General features: G+C 71.9%; 14 protein-coding genes and 1 pseudogene. 11 read left to right on the forward strand and 4 right to left on the reverse strand.

Annotation, left to right across the window (positions count from 1 at the left end; translation table 11 throughout):
* From KOI35_RS48180 to KOI35_RS46360, 3 genes and pseudogenes are all read left to right on the forward strand, one after another.
* Positions 1–753, forward strand: a pseudogene (locus KOI35_RS48180) (hypothetical protein); the annotation flags it as partial.
* The gene (locus KOI35_RS46355) at positions 669–2414 is read left to right on the forward strand and encodes an ABC transporter ATP-binding protein (protein WP_246614925.1); all 1746 of its coding nucleotides are present in this window, start codon (positions 669–671) and stop codon (positions 2412–2414) included. The pseudogene KOI35_RS48180 and the gene KOI35_RS46355, both read left to right, overlap by 85 nt.
* Positions 2415–2447: 33 nt before the next feature.
* Entirely contained in the window at positions 2448–2918 is a 471-nt protein-coding gene (locus KOI35_RS46360; RefSeq protein ID WP_215796187.1) for a thioredoxin family protein, read from the forward strand.
* Here KOI35_RS46360 and KOI35_RS46365 read toward each other — a convergent pair.
* Positions 2915–4141 (reverse strand): MFS transporter, encoded by a 1227-nt coding sequence (locus KOI35_RS46365; RefSeq protein WP_215796188.1) that lies wholly within the window; start codon positions 4139–4141, stop codon positions 2915–2917. The two genes, KOI35_RS46360 and KOI35_RS46365, sit on opposite strands and share 4 nt — an antisense overlap.
* A 67-nt stretch (positions 4142–4208) precedes the next feature.
* Between KOI35_RS46365 and KOI35_RS46370 the strand changes: the two genes are divergently transcribed.
* Both KOI35_RS46370 and KOI35_RS46375 read left to right on the forward strand, forming a co-directional pair.
* Positions 4209–4745, forward strand: coding sequence for a MarR family winged helix-turn-helix transcriptional regulator (locus tag KOI35_RS46370; RefSeq protein WP_215796189.1), 537 nt, complete (start codon positions 4209–4211; stop codon positions 4743–4745).
* A gap of 154 nt (positions 4746–4899) precedes the next feature.
* A complete protein-coding gene (locus KOI35_RS46375; RefSeq protein WP_215796190.1) occupies positions 4900–5313 on the forward strand; it encodes a DUF4395 domain-containing protein in 414 nt (137 codons plus the stop codon).
* 275 nt (positions 5314–5588) lie between these two features.
* On the opposite strand, the gene KOI35_RS46380 is transcribed toward KOI35_RS46375, so the two are convergent.
* A complete protein-coding gene (locus tag KOI35_RS46380; RefSeq protein WP_020512124.1) occupies positions 5589–6257 on the reverse strand; it encodes a response regulator transcription factor in 669 nt (222 codons plus the stop codon).
* A gap of 7 nt (positions 6258–6264) precedes the next feature.
* Positions 6265–7947, reverse strand: a complete 1683-nt coding sequence (locus tag KOI35_RS46385; RefSeq protein WP_438870672.1) for a sensor histidine kinase — start codon at positions 7945–7947, stop codon at positions 6265–6267.
* A 90-nt stretch (positions 7948–8037) separates the two neighbouring features.
* On the opposite strand from KOI35_RS46385, the gene KOI35_RS46390 reads away from it, so the two are divergent.
* From KOI35_RS46390 to KOI35_RS46415, 6 genes are read left to right on the forward strand one after another with little or no spacing between them, the layout of a single operon-like run.
* Positions 8038–8487 carry an SRPBCC family protein gene (locus tag KOI35_RS46390; RefSeq protein WP_215796191.1) on the forward strand — a complete coding sequence of 150 codons (450 nt, stop codon included), beginning with the start codon at positions 8038–8040 and terminating at the stop codon, positions 8485–8487.
* 19 nt (positions 8488–8506) lie between these two features.
* Positions 8507–9388, forward strand: coding sequence for a hypothetical protein (locus tag KOI35_RS46395; RefSeq protein WP_215796192.1), 882 nt, complete (start codon positions 8507–8509; stop codon positions 9386–9388).
* Positions 9389–9401: 13 nt separating this feature from the next.
* Positions 9402–10352 carry an ROK family glucokinase gene (locus KOI35_RS46400; protein WP_215796194.1) on the forward strand — a complete coding sequence of 317 codons (951 nt, stop codon included), beginning with the start codon at positions 9402–9404 and terminating at the stop codon, positions 10350–10352.
* 13 nt (positions 10353–10365) lie between these two features.
* A complete protein-coding gene (locus tag KOI35_RS46405) occupies positions 10366–11043 on the forward strand; it encodes an endonuclease/exonuclease/phosphatase family protein (protein ID WP_215796195.1) in 678 nt (225 codons plus the stop codon).
* A gap of 26 nt (positions 11044–11069) precedes the next feature.
* On the forward strand, positions 11070–12413 hold the full coding sequence (locus KOI35_RS46410) for a flavin-containing monooxygenase (RefSeq protein ID WP_215796196.1): 1344 nt from the start codon (positions 11070–11072) through the stop codon (positions 12411–12413).
* Positions 12410–13192, forward strand: a complete 783-nt coding sequence (locus KOI35_RS46415) for an alpha/beta hydrolase (protein ID WP_308121470.1) — start codon at positions 12410–12412, stop codon at positions 13190–13192. Before KOI35_RS46410 ends, KOI35_RS46415 begins: the two co-directional genes overlap by 4 nt.
* A gap of 38 nt (positions 13193–13230) precedes the next feature.
* On the opposite strand, the gene KOI35_RS46420 is transcribed toward KOI35_RS46415, so the two are convergent.
* Positions 13231–14631, reverse strand: a complete 1401-nt coding sequence (locus KOI35_RS46420; protein ID WP_215796197.1) for an alpha,alpha-trehalose-phosphate synthase (UDP-forming) — start codon at positions 14629–14631, stop codon at positions 13231–13233.
* Positions 14632–14643 lie beyond the last annotated feature (12 nt).

Consider the following 14643-nt stretch of genomic DNA (forward strand, 5'->3'; position numbering starts at 1 on the left):
ATGCCCGCGCTGGGAGCGATGCCCGCGCTGGTGACGACGCTCGCGCTGGTGACGACGCTCGCGCTGGTGACGACGCTCGCGCTGGGAGCGATGCCCGCGCTGGTGACGACGCTCGCGCTGGTGACGATGCCCGCGCTGGTGACGACGCTCGCGCTGGTGACGATGCCCGCGCTGGGAGCGATGCCCGCGCTGGTGACGACGCTCGCGCTGGTGACGACGCTCGCGCTGGTGACGACGCTCGCGCTGGGAGCGATGCCCGCGCTGGTGACGACGCTCGCGCTGGTGACGACGCTCGCGCTGGGAGCGATGCCCGCGCTGGTGACGACGCTCGCGCTGGTGACGATGCCCGCGCTGGGAGCGATGCCCGCGCTGGTGACGACGCTCGCGCTGGTGACGATGCCCGCGCTGGGAGCGATGCCCGCGCTGGTGACGACGCTCGCGCTGGGAGCGATGCCCGTGCCCGGAGCGATCCACGCGCCGACGCTGATGACTGCGCTGGGAGCGATGGCCGCGCCGACACCGATGGGCGGGCCGGGGATGGCGGCGGTGAGTTTGACGCGGCGGAGCTTTCGCTGCCGCACTGGCTGGTCAGTGCTGAGGAAGCGGCCAAGGCCAGCTTTCCGCAGATGGCTCGGCGGCTGCCTCGGCTGCTCGGGCAGGCCTGGCTGCTGGCCTGGCGGGCCGATCGGCGGACGAGTGTGGCTCTCGTTGTGGCTCAGATCGTGGGTGGCGTGGCCAGTGCGGTCGGGATGATCAGTGTGGTCGGGGTGCTCGACGGGCTTTTGCGGGACGGGCCCACGCCCGAACGGGTGCGGGCTGCCGTGCCGTCGCTGCTGCTCTTTGTCGGGGCTTCGGCGGTGCGCAGCGCCCTCGAGTCGGCCGGTGCCGCGGCCAACGGGCGGCTCACGCCTCAGGTGTCGCAGGAAGCCGAGATGCGGCTGCTCACGCTGACCACTCGGGTCGAGTTGTCCACGTTCGACGATCCGGCCTGGCGGGACGCCATGCAGCGGGCCCGCAGCCGCGGTGCCTCGGCGGCCGCGCAACTCGTCAACCAGGCCATTCAGCTCGTCACCAACGTCGTCGGGCTGATCGCGGCGGCCGGGGTGCTCGCCGTGCTGCATCCGGTGCTGCTGCCGTTGCTCGTACTCACGGTGCTGCCGGTCGGGTGGGCCGCGGTGCGGTCGGCGCGGCTCGATCACCGGCGGTTCGTCCGGCTGATCGCGGTGTGGCGCCGCGAGTCGATGCTGTCGGGGCTGCTGGCCGATCGTGAGGCGGCGCCCGAGTTGCGGGCGTTCACGCTGCGCACCTATCTGCTGGGCGAGGTGCGGCGGATGATCGGGATCTCGACCCGCCAGGAGATCCAGGTCGCCGCCCAGCAGGTACGCACCCGGATGGCGGGCGCGGCTCTCGGCGCGGCGGCGACCGGACTGACGTACGGCGTCCTGCTCTGGCTGCTGTGGACCGGGCGGATGGATCTGGCGGTCGGCGGCGCGGCGGCGTACGCGATCAGCCTCGGCATCAGCCGGCTGAGCCAGATCACGTACGCCGCCAACACCGTGTTCCAGCAGGGCCTCTACTTCGCCGATTTCGAGGGCTTCTGCGAACTGTCCCGCGCCCGGGCCGAACCCGAGCCGGGGGGAGTGGCCCCGCCGGCGTTCCACGAGATCGAGTTGCGCGATGTCACGTTCAGTTATCCCGATGCCGAGCAACCGGCCGTACGGGAAATGACTCTGACCCTGCGTCGCGGGGAGGTGATCGCCTTGGTCGGCGAGAACGGGTCGGGCAAGTCGACGCTGGCCGCGCTGCTCGCGGGGCTGTACCGGCCGCAGGAGGGCGCCGTGCTCTGGGACGGGGTGGATGCGGCGGGATTCGATCCTGAGTCCGTACGGGAAAGGGTTGCGGTTGTCATGCAGGAGCCGACGCGCTGGCCCCTGACCGCGCGGCAGAACATCGGGATCGGGCGGCAGGAGCGGGTGGCCGGGATGGCCGAGGTGCGGGCGGCGGCGCGGGCCGGGGACGCGGACGAGTTCATCATGGAGCTCAAGCGGCGGTACGAGACGTTGCTGTCGCGGCACTTCACCGACGGCGCCGATCTGTCGGGCGGGCAGTGGCAGCGGCTGGCGGTGAGCCGGGCGTTCTATCGGGACGCGCCGCTGCTGATCTGCGACGAACCGACCGCGAACCTGGACGCCCGGGCCGAGCACGACGTCTATCAGCGGCTTCGGGAGCTGGCCGCGGGGCGGACGGTGGTGCTGATCACGCACCGGATGGCCAGTGTGCGGGAGGCGGACCGGATCTACGTGCTCGATCATGGGGTGCTGGCCGAGCAGGGCGGTCACGCCGAGTTGATGGAGGCTGGGGGGATTTACGCCCAGATGTTCACGTTGCAGGCGAGCGCGTACCAGTCGGCATGAGGTGATCGGCCGCCGCCGTGGCAGAGTTGACCGATGGATTCGGTAGGGGTTGGGGCGGTCGTCGCGGTGCTGGTCATCGGCGTCGCGCTCGGCTTGTGGCGCCGCCGGACGGACGGTCGCCTGCGGGTAGCGTTGGTCCCCGACGACAGGGAGGAGCCGGGCGTGATCGACACCGATCCCAGTGCCGCCGGCCAGAAGCTGGACGCTGCCCTGCTCGCCGACCTGGGTGTCGGCGAGGCCAAGGCCACTCTGCTGCAGTTCTCGTCCGCCTTCTGCGCGCCGTGCCGGGCCGTCCGCCGGGTCAGCTCCGAGGTCGCCGGCCTGGTGCCGGGCGTTCAGCACGTCGAGGTCGACGCCGAGAGTCACCTCGACGCGGTCCGCGCCCTCGGCATCTGGCGCACCCCGACGCTGCTCGTGCTCGACGCCGACGGCCGCGTCACCCGACGGGCCACCGGCGTCCCGGCGAAACCCCAGCTCATCGCCGCGCTGGGCGAGTTGCTCTAGAGCGGCGCCAGCTCCGGCTCCGGGCTCGGCGGGGCCGGCGTGGGATGCACCCGGGTCAGCCGCCGCGTCCCCGGGATGAGCAGCTGGACCGCAGCCGACACGAACAGCACCCCGGCACACACGATCAAGACCCGGTCGATCCCGTACGCCCCGGAAAGCGGCCCGGCCAGCACATTGCCCAGCGGCATGGCCAGGAACGAGGTCAGGTAGTCCCAGGACGACACGCGCCCGAGCATGCGCTGCGGCACGTGGTCCTGGATGGCCGTCTCCCAGGCCACGTCGAAGAAGATCAGTCCGGCGTACCCGATGATCGCCCCCGCGATGACCGCGATCAGCTCGGCCGGCCAGACGTAGGCCAGCGCCCACACCGGCATGAGCAGCAGCGTCAGCCAGCCCGCCCGCAGCAGCCGGCGCGGCTTGAAGCGCAGCGCGATCGTGGCGCCGACCAGGCCACCGAGCCCTTCGGCGGCGGCGATGAACCCGGCCGCCGAAGGGCCACCCAGCCGCTCGATCGCGACCACCTGCACGAGCACGAGGATCACGCCGTTGGCCACGTGGTAGACCGTCGCGCCGAACAGCCCGCCGAGCAGCCAGTCACGCCGACTGATCTCGCGCCAGCCTTCGGCCAGCTCGGCGATCATCGACGTGCGGGGGCCACGCTCAGCCCGTACGCGAAGAAGCAGTGCCGCCACCATCGAGGCCAGGAAGCTGAGCGCGTTGACGGTGAAGCCGGCCGACGCGCCGAAGGCGGCCACCGTCACGCCACCGAGCGCCGGGCCTGCGATCTGACTGCCGGTCTGCAGCATGCTGAAGGTGGCGTTGGCCGACTGGCGCTTCTCGGCCGGTACCAGTAGCGGGCGCAGCGCCCCGAAGGCCGGGTCGAAGAAGCTCGCGGCCCCGGTCGAGACGGCGGCCAGTGCGCACAGCAGCGCGAGGTGGTAGCCGCCGCTCAGGAACATCACGGCCATCGCGGCCGCGGCGAGCAGCCGCACCAGGTCGGAGCCGATCATCACGCGCTGCGGCTGCAGCCGGTCGGCCCAGACGCCGCCGAACAGCGTGCACACGAGCCGGGCCGCGATCGACGACGCCATGACCAGGCCGAGATCGCCCGGACCGCCGTCGGCCAGCACGACGGCGACCGCCAGCGCCACCGTCTGGAAGCCGTTGCCGACCCAGGAGAGCGTCTGCCCGGCCGCGAGGAGCCGGAAGTCGGAAATCCGCATAGCCGGAAACTAGTTCACCATCTAACTATTAGCAATCGAAAAGTCAGATGGTGGCAGACTGGGTCTCATGAGCATTCCCGCGTACGGGGTAGGAGCCGGCCAGGCGCAGGACAGCGTCGACCATCACGTGGCGCGGTGGGCGGCGTTCTGGAAGGACGAACCGGCCTTCGCCCCCGAGGTCGAGGGCGCGCTGGTGCGGATGAACTACCTCGGCCGGGAATCGCGCCGGGCCGACGCCGCCGCCTTCGCCGAGTCCCGGGAACTGACCGCCGAGGACTACAAGACCCTGCACGTGCTGATGATCCAGCCGTGGCCGATCGAGGCCACGCCGGCCCAGCTGGCCGAGGCGTCCAACGTGACCCGGGCCGCCATGACGAGCCGGCTCGATCGCCTGGTCACGGCCGAGCTGGTGACCCGGCAGAACGACGACACCGACCGGCGGCGGGTACTGATCCGGCCCACGGCGGCGGGGCGGGCGATGTGGAACAAGTACATCTTCGAAGGTATGGCGCGTGATCAGAGCTTGTTGCGGGCGCTCACGCACGAGGAGTTGATCCAGCTCAACGCGCTGTTGCGCAAGGTGCTGCTCGACCTCGAGGGGTGATCTTGGGCTTGACTCCGGCCGGGCTTCACCTCCGGCCGGGCTTCATTCCGGCCGGGCTCGGTTCGGCGGGCCGGAAAGTCGACCTGGGCGCCGGTGATGCCCCTCATAGGGGCTGGACGGTGGTGAAAGCGCTGGTCAGTGCGACGCTGTGCGGATGGAACTCGATCCGCGTGGTCAGCGGTTCGCCGCCGCGGTGACCAGCGTCGTCCTCATCGTCGTGCTGGCGACCGGGTGGGGGTGGCTCGCGCTCGCGCAGGCCGTCGTCTTCGCGATCACGGCGTACGACCCTCGCCGTGGGCCGTACGCGTACGTCTTCCGCGCTCTGCTGCTGCCCCGGCTCGGTCCGCCGGCCGAGCGGGAGCCCGCGGCACCCGTACGCTTCGCGCAGTTAGTCGGATTTAGCTTTCTGGCTGTCGCGAGTGTCGGCTACCTTTCGGGCCTGACCGCGCTCGGGGTCGTCTGTGCGGCTTTCGGGCTGCTGGCGGCGTTCCTCAATGCCGCCTTCGGCCTGTGCCTGGGCTGTGAGGCGTACCTGGCGTTCAAGCGCATGAGCGCCCGCAGCGCTTAGCACGTCCGGCCGGGTGTTGCGACGTTGTCCACAATTCGCTGTTGTCCACAGGGCCCGCCCCAAGATCGGCCAGTTTCGCCAGACTCCTGGTAGCGGTGGGGGTCCCCCTGGGAGGGCGGGCTGTGGGCCGACCAAATGCGGTCTGCGGGCGTGCGGGCGTGCGGACCGGCGAGCGGGGATGCGAGCGCGGGGGCTCGGCGCCCGGCCGGGGGAGAAACACGACACGCCCGGTTGGGGGGGACCGGGCGCTGACGTCGTGGGGATGGGGTGCTGGGTTAGAACTTCGGGGCGTCGGGAGCCTCGAGCAAGCCCAGCCGCAGGGCCGTCATCAGGGCCTGCGCCCGGTTGGCGGCGCCCAGCTTCTCGTACAGCTTCGAGATGTGGGTCTTGGCCGTCGACTCGGACACGAACAGCTGCTTGGCGATGCCCGCCACGCTCATGCCGTCGGCCAGCAGGCGCAGCACCTGACCCTCGCGGGGGGAGAGCTGCGGGCCGGACGGGGCGAGCCGGCGCTTCATGGCCTCGGCCAGGTCGGCCGCGGTGAAGGCGCTGGGCGCGGAGGCGGCGTGCCGGGCGGCCGCGACGACCTCGTCGGCGGGCGCCGTCTTGGGGACGAACGCGCTCGCGCCCGCCTCGAGAGCGCCGAACAGCTGGTCGTCGCCCGCATACATGGTGAGGACCACGATGCCCATGTTGGCGTTGTTCTTGCGGAGGGCCTTGGTCGCCTCGAGACCGCTGCCGTCGGGCAGGCGCAGGTCCATGATCACGACGTCGGGCTGCAGGGCGCCCGCCTGGCGGACGGCCTCGGCCGCCGTGGCGGCCTCGCCGACGACCTCGAACTGGCGGTCGCGCTCGAATGCGTGTCGCAGCCCCTTACGAATCAAGTCATGATCGTCGACAAGGAGGACCTTGGTGCGCGTCGTCGGCGCCGGACTGGTCGACATGCTCGGGTTACTCCCCTTCTGGAGCGGAAACGCTATCCCGCACGCTATCGCGCCGTGCGGAAGATCCCAGCACTACGGCAACGGTTGTCCCGCTGGGGTGTCGTGGCGTGATCTTCAAACGGCCCCGGATCCGTTCGGCCCGCTCGGCCATGATGGTCAGACCGTAACGACCGTCCGGGCGGTCGTCGGCGAATCCCCGGCCGTCGTCGGAGACCTCGATCTCGGCGAACGGCGGATCAACAGTGCAGGTAACCCACAGATTAGAGGCTCCCGCGTGCTTGCGCGCATTCGTGATCGCCTCTTGGGCGATGCGGAGCAGTTCGGCCTCGGTGGCGGCGGGCAACCGGGCCGTCGACTCGTCGAACGTGAAGTGCACCCGCAGGCCGGCCGAGGTGCCGAGCGTGCGGGCGTATTCGGCGATCGCGGCGGCCAGACCGCCGTTGCGGTCCACCTCGGAACGCAGCTCGAACAGGCTCAGGCGCAACTCGGTGATCACCCGGGTCACCTCGGCCCGCAGGGCGCGCAGTTCCTCGGCCGTCTCCTCGGCCCCCTCGGGCAGGGTGGCCTGGGCGTTGTCGATGCCGTAGCCGACCATCACCAGCTCTTGCGCGACCCCGTCGTGGATCTCGCGGGCGAGTCGCTGACGCTCCTCATTGGTGGCCAGCGACCGCACGTCGTCGAAGAGCAGCGCGGCCTCCAGCCGCAGGGCCGCGGCCTCGGTCACCCAGGTGATCTCGCCGACGGTTTCCTTGGGGTACGCGTTGGCGACATCGCTTTCCAGGATGACCAGCCCGATCGTGCGGACGCCGGCGACCAGCGGCACGACCAGCGACGACGTGTCGCCGCGACGGCTCGACCGGGCCTGTGAGCGGCTCGCGACCTGCGGCTGCTGGCTGGCCCAGGCGTCGGCGATGGCCGAGTCGGCGTCGAGCGTGACCTCCCAGTCGACCCGCTCGACCCCGGTCTGGGCGAGCACGACGAGCCGGCCACCGCCGCTGGCCGACAGCACCGCCGCGCGGTCGGCCGGCTTGACCAGGCGCAGCTCCTCGAGCAGGTGCTCCGAGATGCCGCCCGGGTCGAGCGTGGCGCCCGGCAGCGACCGGGCCACGCTGCGCAGCTGGGTGAGCAGGCGGGTGGCTTCCGCGTACGGCTGCGGGGTGGGCTCGGCCGGCTGCATGAACTGGCGCATGGTGTCGGCCGCGAACGTGATGATCGCGCCGAGCACCAGCCACTGACCGCCGGCCGCGAGGAACCCGGGCTCGAGGATCACCCGGCCGACCAGCGTGCCGCCGACGACCAGCGAGACCGCGGCGACGCCGAGCAGGGCCGCACCCTCGGTCGGGCGCCGTCGCAGCGCGGCGGTGAGCAGCGGGACGGACAGGTAGGGCAGCACGGCCCAGGCGCCGAAACCGGCGTCCAATGTGCTGTTCTGAATCGCCGCCGAGGCGATCGACCCCGCGGCCAGGCCGGTGACGACGACCTCGGCGAACCGGCCCAGCGGGGCCGAGACGTGGTCGGCCGGGGCGATCACCGCGGGCAGCGAGGCGACCACGAGCAGGGCGATCCAGAGCAGCTGGAGGGGCTCGCCGGTGACGATCAGGGTGAGTGCCGCGACCAGCGCGAGCATGACGATGCGCGCGGCCACCGCGAGCGGTTGGACGCGCACGGAGACGCTGGCTAGACCCGGCACCTGACGGATGGTAGCCGTACCGGCGCCCGGCGGCTCGTCGCGCCCGGCCCGGCCGCCGGGAATGTCGCAGCCGCGAGGTAGCCTCCGAGCATGGCGGATACCTCCACCCAGTCGATCCAGGTCCAGGCGCCCCTCGACCGAGTGGCCGCGGTGATCAGCGACTTCCCGCGCTACACCGAGTGGGCCGAGGCGATGAAGCAGGTGGAGGTCCTCGAGGAATACGAGGACGGCTACGCCTACCGCGTCCGGTTCGTGATCGACGCCGGGGTGATGGCCGACGACTACACGCTCGAATACGCGTATGCCGACGACCTCTCCCGCGTCGAGTGGCACCTGATCGAGCCGTCGAAGACGCAGAAGTCGCAGCGCGGCTCCTACGACCTGGCCGAGGGCACCGACGGCACCACCACGGTGACCTACACGCTCGAGGTGGAGCTCTCGATCGGCATGCTGGGCATGTTCCGCCGCAAGGCCGAAAAGATGATCATGGACACGGCGCTCAAGCAGCTCAAGCGGCGCGTCGAGAGCCTGCCGAGCTGACCGTGACCGGAGGTTTGTGATGGCTGGATCAGCCCGCGAGGAAGCGGAACGGCTCGTCGCGGCGGTGCTGGCCCGGGCCGTCACCGGCCAGGCCTTCAACGACCGGCGATGGGCGACGGGCGACCCCGAGTGCTGCGTGTGCCCGGTGTGCAAGGCGATCGCGGCCATGCGTGACCCCAGGCCCGAGACGGCGGCGAAGCTGGCCGGCAGCGCGAGCGATCTCGCGGGTTCGGTGGCGAGCCTGCTGCGCGGCGTCTCGGCGATCGTGGGCGAGAAGCCGAAACCGGCCCGGCCCGCACCCGTCACGATCCAGCCCGGCAACGCCGACCAGACGTGGTCCGCCGTCACCCGCGCCGACGCCAACACCGCGGATTCCGCGTGGGCGGCCGCGACGAATGCCGTCGAGGCGGGCGCGCCGGACGGATCGGACGATCCGTGGGCTGCGGCGACGACGGCGAGTGCGAGCGCCGTGGCTGAGGCGCACGCGGCTGAGCTGGCCGAGCGACGTGCGGCGGCGTTGGCAGCCGCGGCGGAGGCCGAGCGGCGCGTGGCCGAGGCGGCGGCGCTGGCCAAGGCGCGGCGGGAAGCGGCCGCGGCGGAGATCGCTGCCCGCGCGACCGGCGACGCGGGCAGTGGCGGCCCCGGCGGCATCGGCTCGGGCGCGGGCGGCAGCGGTGGCGGGGAGACCGGGGACACTGCCGGGCGGGTGGCCGCCGGCGGGGGAGCGCCTCGAAGGTTTGATGTCTGGGCTGCGGCTACGGCCGATGCGGGTGTCAGGTCCGTGGCGCACGGGGCGACCGTGGATCATGATGTGGCGGGTGCGGGCGTGCCCGACGGGACAGGCGATGATGAATCGGGCGACGACGCCCGTGCCGGCGGCGCTGAGCAAGCAGATACATGAGGGGACGGGCAGCGTGACGCTGACCATCGGAGTCGACGTCGGCGGCACGAAGGTGGCCGGTGGAGTGGTCGACGAGCACGGCACCGTGCTCGCGTCGAACCGGCGGAGCACCCCGGCCGAAGACCCGGCCGGCACCCGGGACACCATCGTCGAGGTCGCGGCCGAGCTGGCCCAGCAGTTCCCGCAGGCCACCGCCGTCGGCATCGGCGCGGCGGCGTGGATCGACGCACCCGGCGCCACCGTGCTGTTCGCCCCCAACCTGGCCTGGCGGGACGAGCCGCTGCGCGACTACGTGAGCAAGGCGGTCGGCCTGCCCACCGTGCTCGAGAACGACGCCAACGTGGCCGCCTGGGCCGAGTTCCGCTACGGCGTGGCCCGTGAGGCCGACGACTCGATGGTCATGATCACGGTCGGCACCGGCATCGGCGGCGGCATCGTGCTGGGCGGCAAGCTGTGGCGCGGCGCCAACGGGATCGCCGGCGAGCTCGGCCACATCCAGTCCGTGCCCGACGGCCATCCGTGCGGGTGCGGCCGGCTCGGCTGTCTCGAGCAGTACGCGAGCGGCAACGCGCTGGTCCGGTTCGCCCGGGCCGGGGCCCGGCAGGAGCCGGAGAAGGCGGCCAAGCTGCTCGAACTGGCCGGCGGTGACCCGCTGGCGATCAGCGGCCGGCAGATCACCGAGGCCGCCCGGGCCGGCGACGGGGTCGCGTGCGACGCGTTCGCCCAGATCGGCTACTGGCTCGGCGTCGCCATGGCCGACCTGGCCCAGAGCTTCGACCCGCAGATCCTGGTCGTCGGCGGGGGTGTGGTCGACGCCGGTGAGCTGCTCATGGCGCCGACCCGCAACACCTACCGCGACCAGCTCAAACAGCGCGGACGGTTCCCGGTCGCCGAGGTGCACGCGGCCGAGACGGGCAACACGGCCGGCGTGGTCGGCGCGGCCGACCTGGCCCGGCGCATCTGAGGGCGGCCCCGCGATGTCCGGCGCCTCGCTGCGGGTGGTCAGCTACAACGTCCACGGTCTGAAGGACGATCGGGCCGCGCTGGTCGGTCTGATCCGCGACCTCGCCCCCGACGTGCTGGTCGTGCAGGAGGCGCCGCGCCGGTTCCGGTGGCGGCACAAGTGCGCCGCGCTGGCCGACGACCTGGGCATGGTGGTGGCCGAGGGCGGGCTGCCCTCGCTGGGCAACCTGCTGCTGGTCAGTCTGCGGGTGCGGGTGCACGAGTCGTGGAGCATGCGTTACCCGCTCACGCCGGGACGGCACCTGCGCGGGGCGGCGTTCGCCCGGGGATCGGTGCGGGGCGGTGACTTCACCGTCTCGGGCTCGCATCTGGCCACCGACCCGGCCGAGCGGCCGAGTCAGGCGGCGATCTGGAAACAGGAGCTGAGCAAGGTCGAGGGTCCGGTGATCGCGGCCGCCGACCTCAACGAGGGCCCCGGCGGCAGCGCGTGGCGGATGGTCGAGGACGGCCTGGTGACGTACGGGGAAGCGCCCTTGACCTTCCCCGCCTCGCTGCCCAGCCGGCGCATCGACGGCATCTTCGTGACCCCCGACATCACCATCGACAAATACGACATCGTCGACTCCGACCAGGCCCGCCGAGCCAGTGATCATCTTCCGGTCGTGATCGACCTCAGACTCCCTTCCGAATAAGGCTCAAGTTCTGGCAATATCGCCGGGTGCCCGACACTCCCGACATCGCCGACCGTCACGACGCCGTGTGCGTCATCGGGGCCGGCGCCAGCGGTCTCGCCGCGATCAAGAACCTGCGCGAGCACGGGTTCGAGGTCGACTGCTACGAGCGGGAGACGTCGGTCGGCGGTGGCTGGAACTGGCGGCACGACCGCAGCCCGGTCTACGCCGGCACGCACCTGATCTCGTCGCGGCCGCTGACCGAGTTCCCCGACTTCCCGATGCCGGACACCTGGCCCGACTATCCCGACCACCGGCAGGTGCTCTCCTATCTGGAGCGGTACGCGCGGCATTTCGGGCTGGCCGACAGCGTCTGGTTCGGCACCGAGGTCGTCTCGGTGGTGCCGGTCGGCGACGGACGCTGGGACGTGACGACCCAGTCCACCGGCGGCGGGTCGTCCCGGGTGCAGCGTTACGCGGGCGTCGTGGTGGCCAACGGGCACAACTGGTCGCCGGCCAAGCCTGAGATCCCGGGCGACTTCCGCGGCCAGGTGATCCACTCGGCGCAGTACAAGGACCCGGCCCAGCTGCGTAACCGCAAGGTGCTGGTGATCGGCGGCGGCAACACCGGCTGCGACATCGCGGTCGAGGCGGCCCAGCAGGCGAGCACGGTCTGGCACTCGACCCGGCGGGGTTACTGGTACGCCCCCAAGTACGTGCTCGGCCGGCCCGCCGACCAGGTCAACGACCGTCTGCTCAAGCTCGGCCTGCCGTTGCGGCTGCGCCAGTGGCTCTATCGCCGGGTGCTCGGACTGACCACCGGTGATCTGACCCGCTACGGGCTGGCCGCGCCCGACCACCGGCCGTACGAGAGCCACCCGATCGTCAACAGCCAGCTGCCCTACTACCTGGGCCACGGGCGGATCACGGCCGTGCCCGACGTGGTGAGCTTCGACGGCGCGTCGGTCGTGCTCGCCGACGGCCGCCGCATCGAACCCGAGCTCGTGATCACCGCGACCGGGTACCGGCCGCGGTTCGAGTTCCTGGCCCCCGAGCTGCTCGGCGTCGGCGACGACGGCCGCCCCGATCTGCACCTGCACGCGCTGGCCCGCCAGCACCCGACGCTGGCCGTGGTCGGTCTGGTGCAAGCCGACTTCGGGTTGTTCCCGCTGGCCCACTGGCAGAGCGTGGCGATCGCGCGGTGGCTGCGGCTACGCGTGTCCGACCCGCAACGGGCCGCCGCCGTGCAGCAGAAGGAGTCGACCCGGCCGGTCGCGAGCTGGTCGCGGCGCCGGGTGGTGCCCACCGCGCGGCACTGGTTCGAGGTCGATCACGCCGACTACCTGCGGGCCGTCGAGGGCCTTCTGCACGAGATGGAGCCCGCCCAGTGAAGTCCTCCCCGGTGCTGCGCTTCGACGACTGGACGGACCCGGTCCGGCCGGTCGAGCGCGAGCTGATCTCGCTCACCGAGGACGCGAACAAGGACCTGCCGCCGGTGCTCTTCGTGCCGGGCCTGGGGCACGGGGCGTGGGCGTTCGCCGAGCACTGGCTGCCCGCGGCGGCGGCCCGGGGTTTCGCCGCGCACGCGCTGACCCCTCGGCCGGGCGGTTCGCGGCGGGCCCAGGTGCACGACGTGGTGCAGGTGGCGGCGTCGCTGCCCCGCCAGACCGTCCTCATCGGGCACGGGGCCGGGGCGCTCGTGGTGGCGTACGCGATGGGTCGTTACCCGGTCCGGGCCGCGGTGCTGGCCGCGCCGGTGATGGACGGCTGGCCGACGCTGTGGACGGCGCTGAAGACCAACCCGCTGGGCACGCTGCCGGCCGTCTTCGGGGGCCGGCTCCGGCTGAACCGCAAGCAGCTGTTCAGCGCCGGTCTGCCGGACGAGCGGGCCCGCGAGATCCTCGACCGGGTGGTCGCCCGGCCCCGCCGCGAGCTGGTCGTCCACGATCCGGCGCCGCGACCGGTGGGGGATCCGCCGGTGCTGGTGGTGGGCAGTCCCGACGACCGGGTCGTGCCGCGTTCGTCGCTCGACCGCACCGCGACCCGCTACGGCGGAGCGCCGCTGCTCTTCCCGGGCATGGGCCACGATCTGATGCTCGACGTGGACCAGGCCGAACCGATCGAGGCGATCCTGGACTGGCTGACCAAGGAGCTGGGCACCGGCGGTTGAGAGAGGCTTTTTCCCGTACGGGGAAATGGTGTTGATCGTCAGACGGCCGGCACCCGCGACTCGTGCAGGGCGGTCAGGTAGGCGCGGGCCCAGGCGTGGATGTCGTTGCTGGTGATGTAGTCGCGCATGCCCTTCATCCGGGTCGCCAGGTCGTCCGGGTCGGCCGCCAGCGCGTGCAGCAGTGTCTCCTTGAGGCCGTCGACGTCGTGCGGGTTGACCAGGAAAGCGTCCTCGAGCTCGGCCGCGGCCCCGGCGAACTCGCTGAGCACCAGCGCGCCGTTGTCCTCGCGCCGGGCCGCCACGAACTCCTTGGCCACCAGGTTCATCCCGTCGCGCAGCGGGGTCACCACCATGACGTCGGCCGTCTGGTAGAGCGCGGCCAGGTCGGCCCGGTCGAACGGCTGGTTGAGGTAGTGGATCGCGGGCTCGCCGACCCGCCCGTACTCGCCGTTGATCCGCCCGACCTCGCGCTCGATCCGGTCGCGCAGCCCGCGGTAGCTCTCCACCCGCTCGCGGCTCGGCACGGCCACCTGCACCATCACGGTGTCGCGGACCTTGACCCGGCCGTCGCGAATCAGCTCCGAGTACGCGGTGAGGCGGTGCTCGATGCCCTTGGTGTAGTCGAGCCGGTCGACGCTGAGCAGCACCCGCTTGTGCGCGCCGAGGTCGTGCCGCAGCTGGCGGGCCTGGTTGACCACGTAGGGCCGGGCCGACAGCGAGCGCATCTCGGCGACGTCGATCGAGACCGGGAAGGCGCCGGTGAGCACGACCCGATCGTCCAGGAGGATGCGCTCGTCGGCGCCGCGGGCCCCGAGCAGCTTCTGGGCGAGCTGGGCGACGTTGTGCGCCGCCTGCGGCCGCTGGAATCCGACCAGGTCGGCCCCGAGCATTCCGCGCAGCAGCTCGATCCGGCGGGGGAGCTGCATGAACAGCTCGGGCGGGGGGAACGGCACGTGCAGGAAGAAGCCGATCCGTACGTCGGGGCGCAGCTCGCGGATCATCTGCGGGACCAGCTGCAGGTGATAGTCCTGCACCCAGACGGTGGCGCCGGGCTCGGCCACCTCGGCCGCGGCCTCGGCGAAGCGCCGGTTGACCGTCCGGTAGGTCTCCCACCAGCCGCGGTCGAAGACCGGCTGCTCGACGGCGTCGTGATAGAGCGGCCAGAGCGTCGAGTTGGCGAAGCCCTCGTAGTAGCCGGCCAGTTCGTCCTCGCTGAGCGACACCGGGCGCAGCCGCAGGGTGCCGATGTCGGGCAGATCGCGGGCCGGGCCCACCCCGCCGCCCCAGCCGACCCACGTCGCCGGGGTCTGCTCGAGGATCGCGTGCAGCGCGCCGGCCAGGCCGCCGGGGCTTCGCCGCCACTCGCACGCTCCGTCGGGCGCGGCGTTGTCATCGAGGGGAAGGCGGTTGGCGACGACGACCAGCGAGCTCTGGCGCATCACCGAAGGTTA

Source organism: Paractinoplanes bogorensis, assembly GCF_018829635.1.
Lineage (GTDB): Bacteria > Actinomycetota > Actinomycetes > Mycobacteriales > Micromonosporaceae > Actinoplanes > Actinoplanes bogorensis.

Coding starts and splice junctions, on each gene's coding strand:
- KOI35_RS46360 (WP_215796187.1), top strand. CDS start 2,448: ATGGATTCGGTAGGGGTTGGGGCGGTCGTCGCGGTGCTGGTCATCGGC.
- KOI35_RS46420 (WP_215796197.1), bottom strand. CDS start 14,631: ATGCGCCAGAGCTCGCTGGTCGTCGTCGCCAACCGCCTTCCCCTCGAT.
- KOI35_RS46390 (WP_215796191.1), top strand. CDS start 8,038: ATGGCGGATACCTCCACCCAGTCGATCCAGGTCCAGGCGCCCCTCGAC.
- KOI35_RS46395 (WP_215796192.1), top strand. CDS start 8,507: ATGGCTGGATCAGCCCGCGAGGAAGCGGAACGGCTCGTCGCGGCGGTG.
- KOI35_RS46405 (WP_215796195.1), top strand. CDS start 10,366: ATGTCCGGCGCCTCGCTGCGGGTGGTCAGCTACAACGTCCACGGTCTG.
- KOI35_RS46365 (WP_215796188.1), bottom strand. CDS start 4,141: ATGCGGATTTCCGACTTCCGGCTCCTCGCGGCCGGGCAGACGCTCTCC.
- KOI35_RS46380 (WP_020512124.1), bottom strand. CDS start 6,257: ATGTCGACCAGTCCGGCGCCGACGACGCGCACCAAGGTCCTCCTTGTC.
- KOI35_RS46375 (WP_215796190.1), top strand. CDS start 4,900: ATGGAACTCGATCCGCGTGGTCAGCGGTTCGCCGCCGCGGTGACCAGC.
- KOI35_RS46370 (WP_215796189.1), top strand. CDS start 4,209: ATGAGCATTCCCGCGTACGGGGTAGGAGCCGGCCAGGCGCAGGACAGC.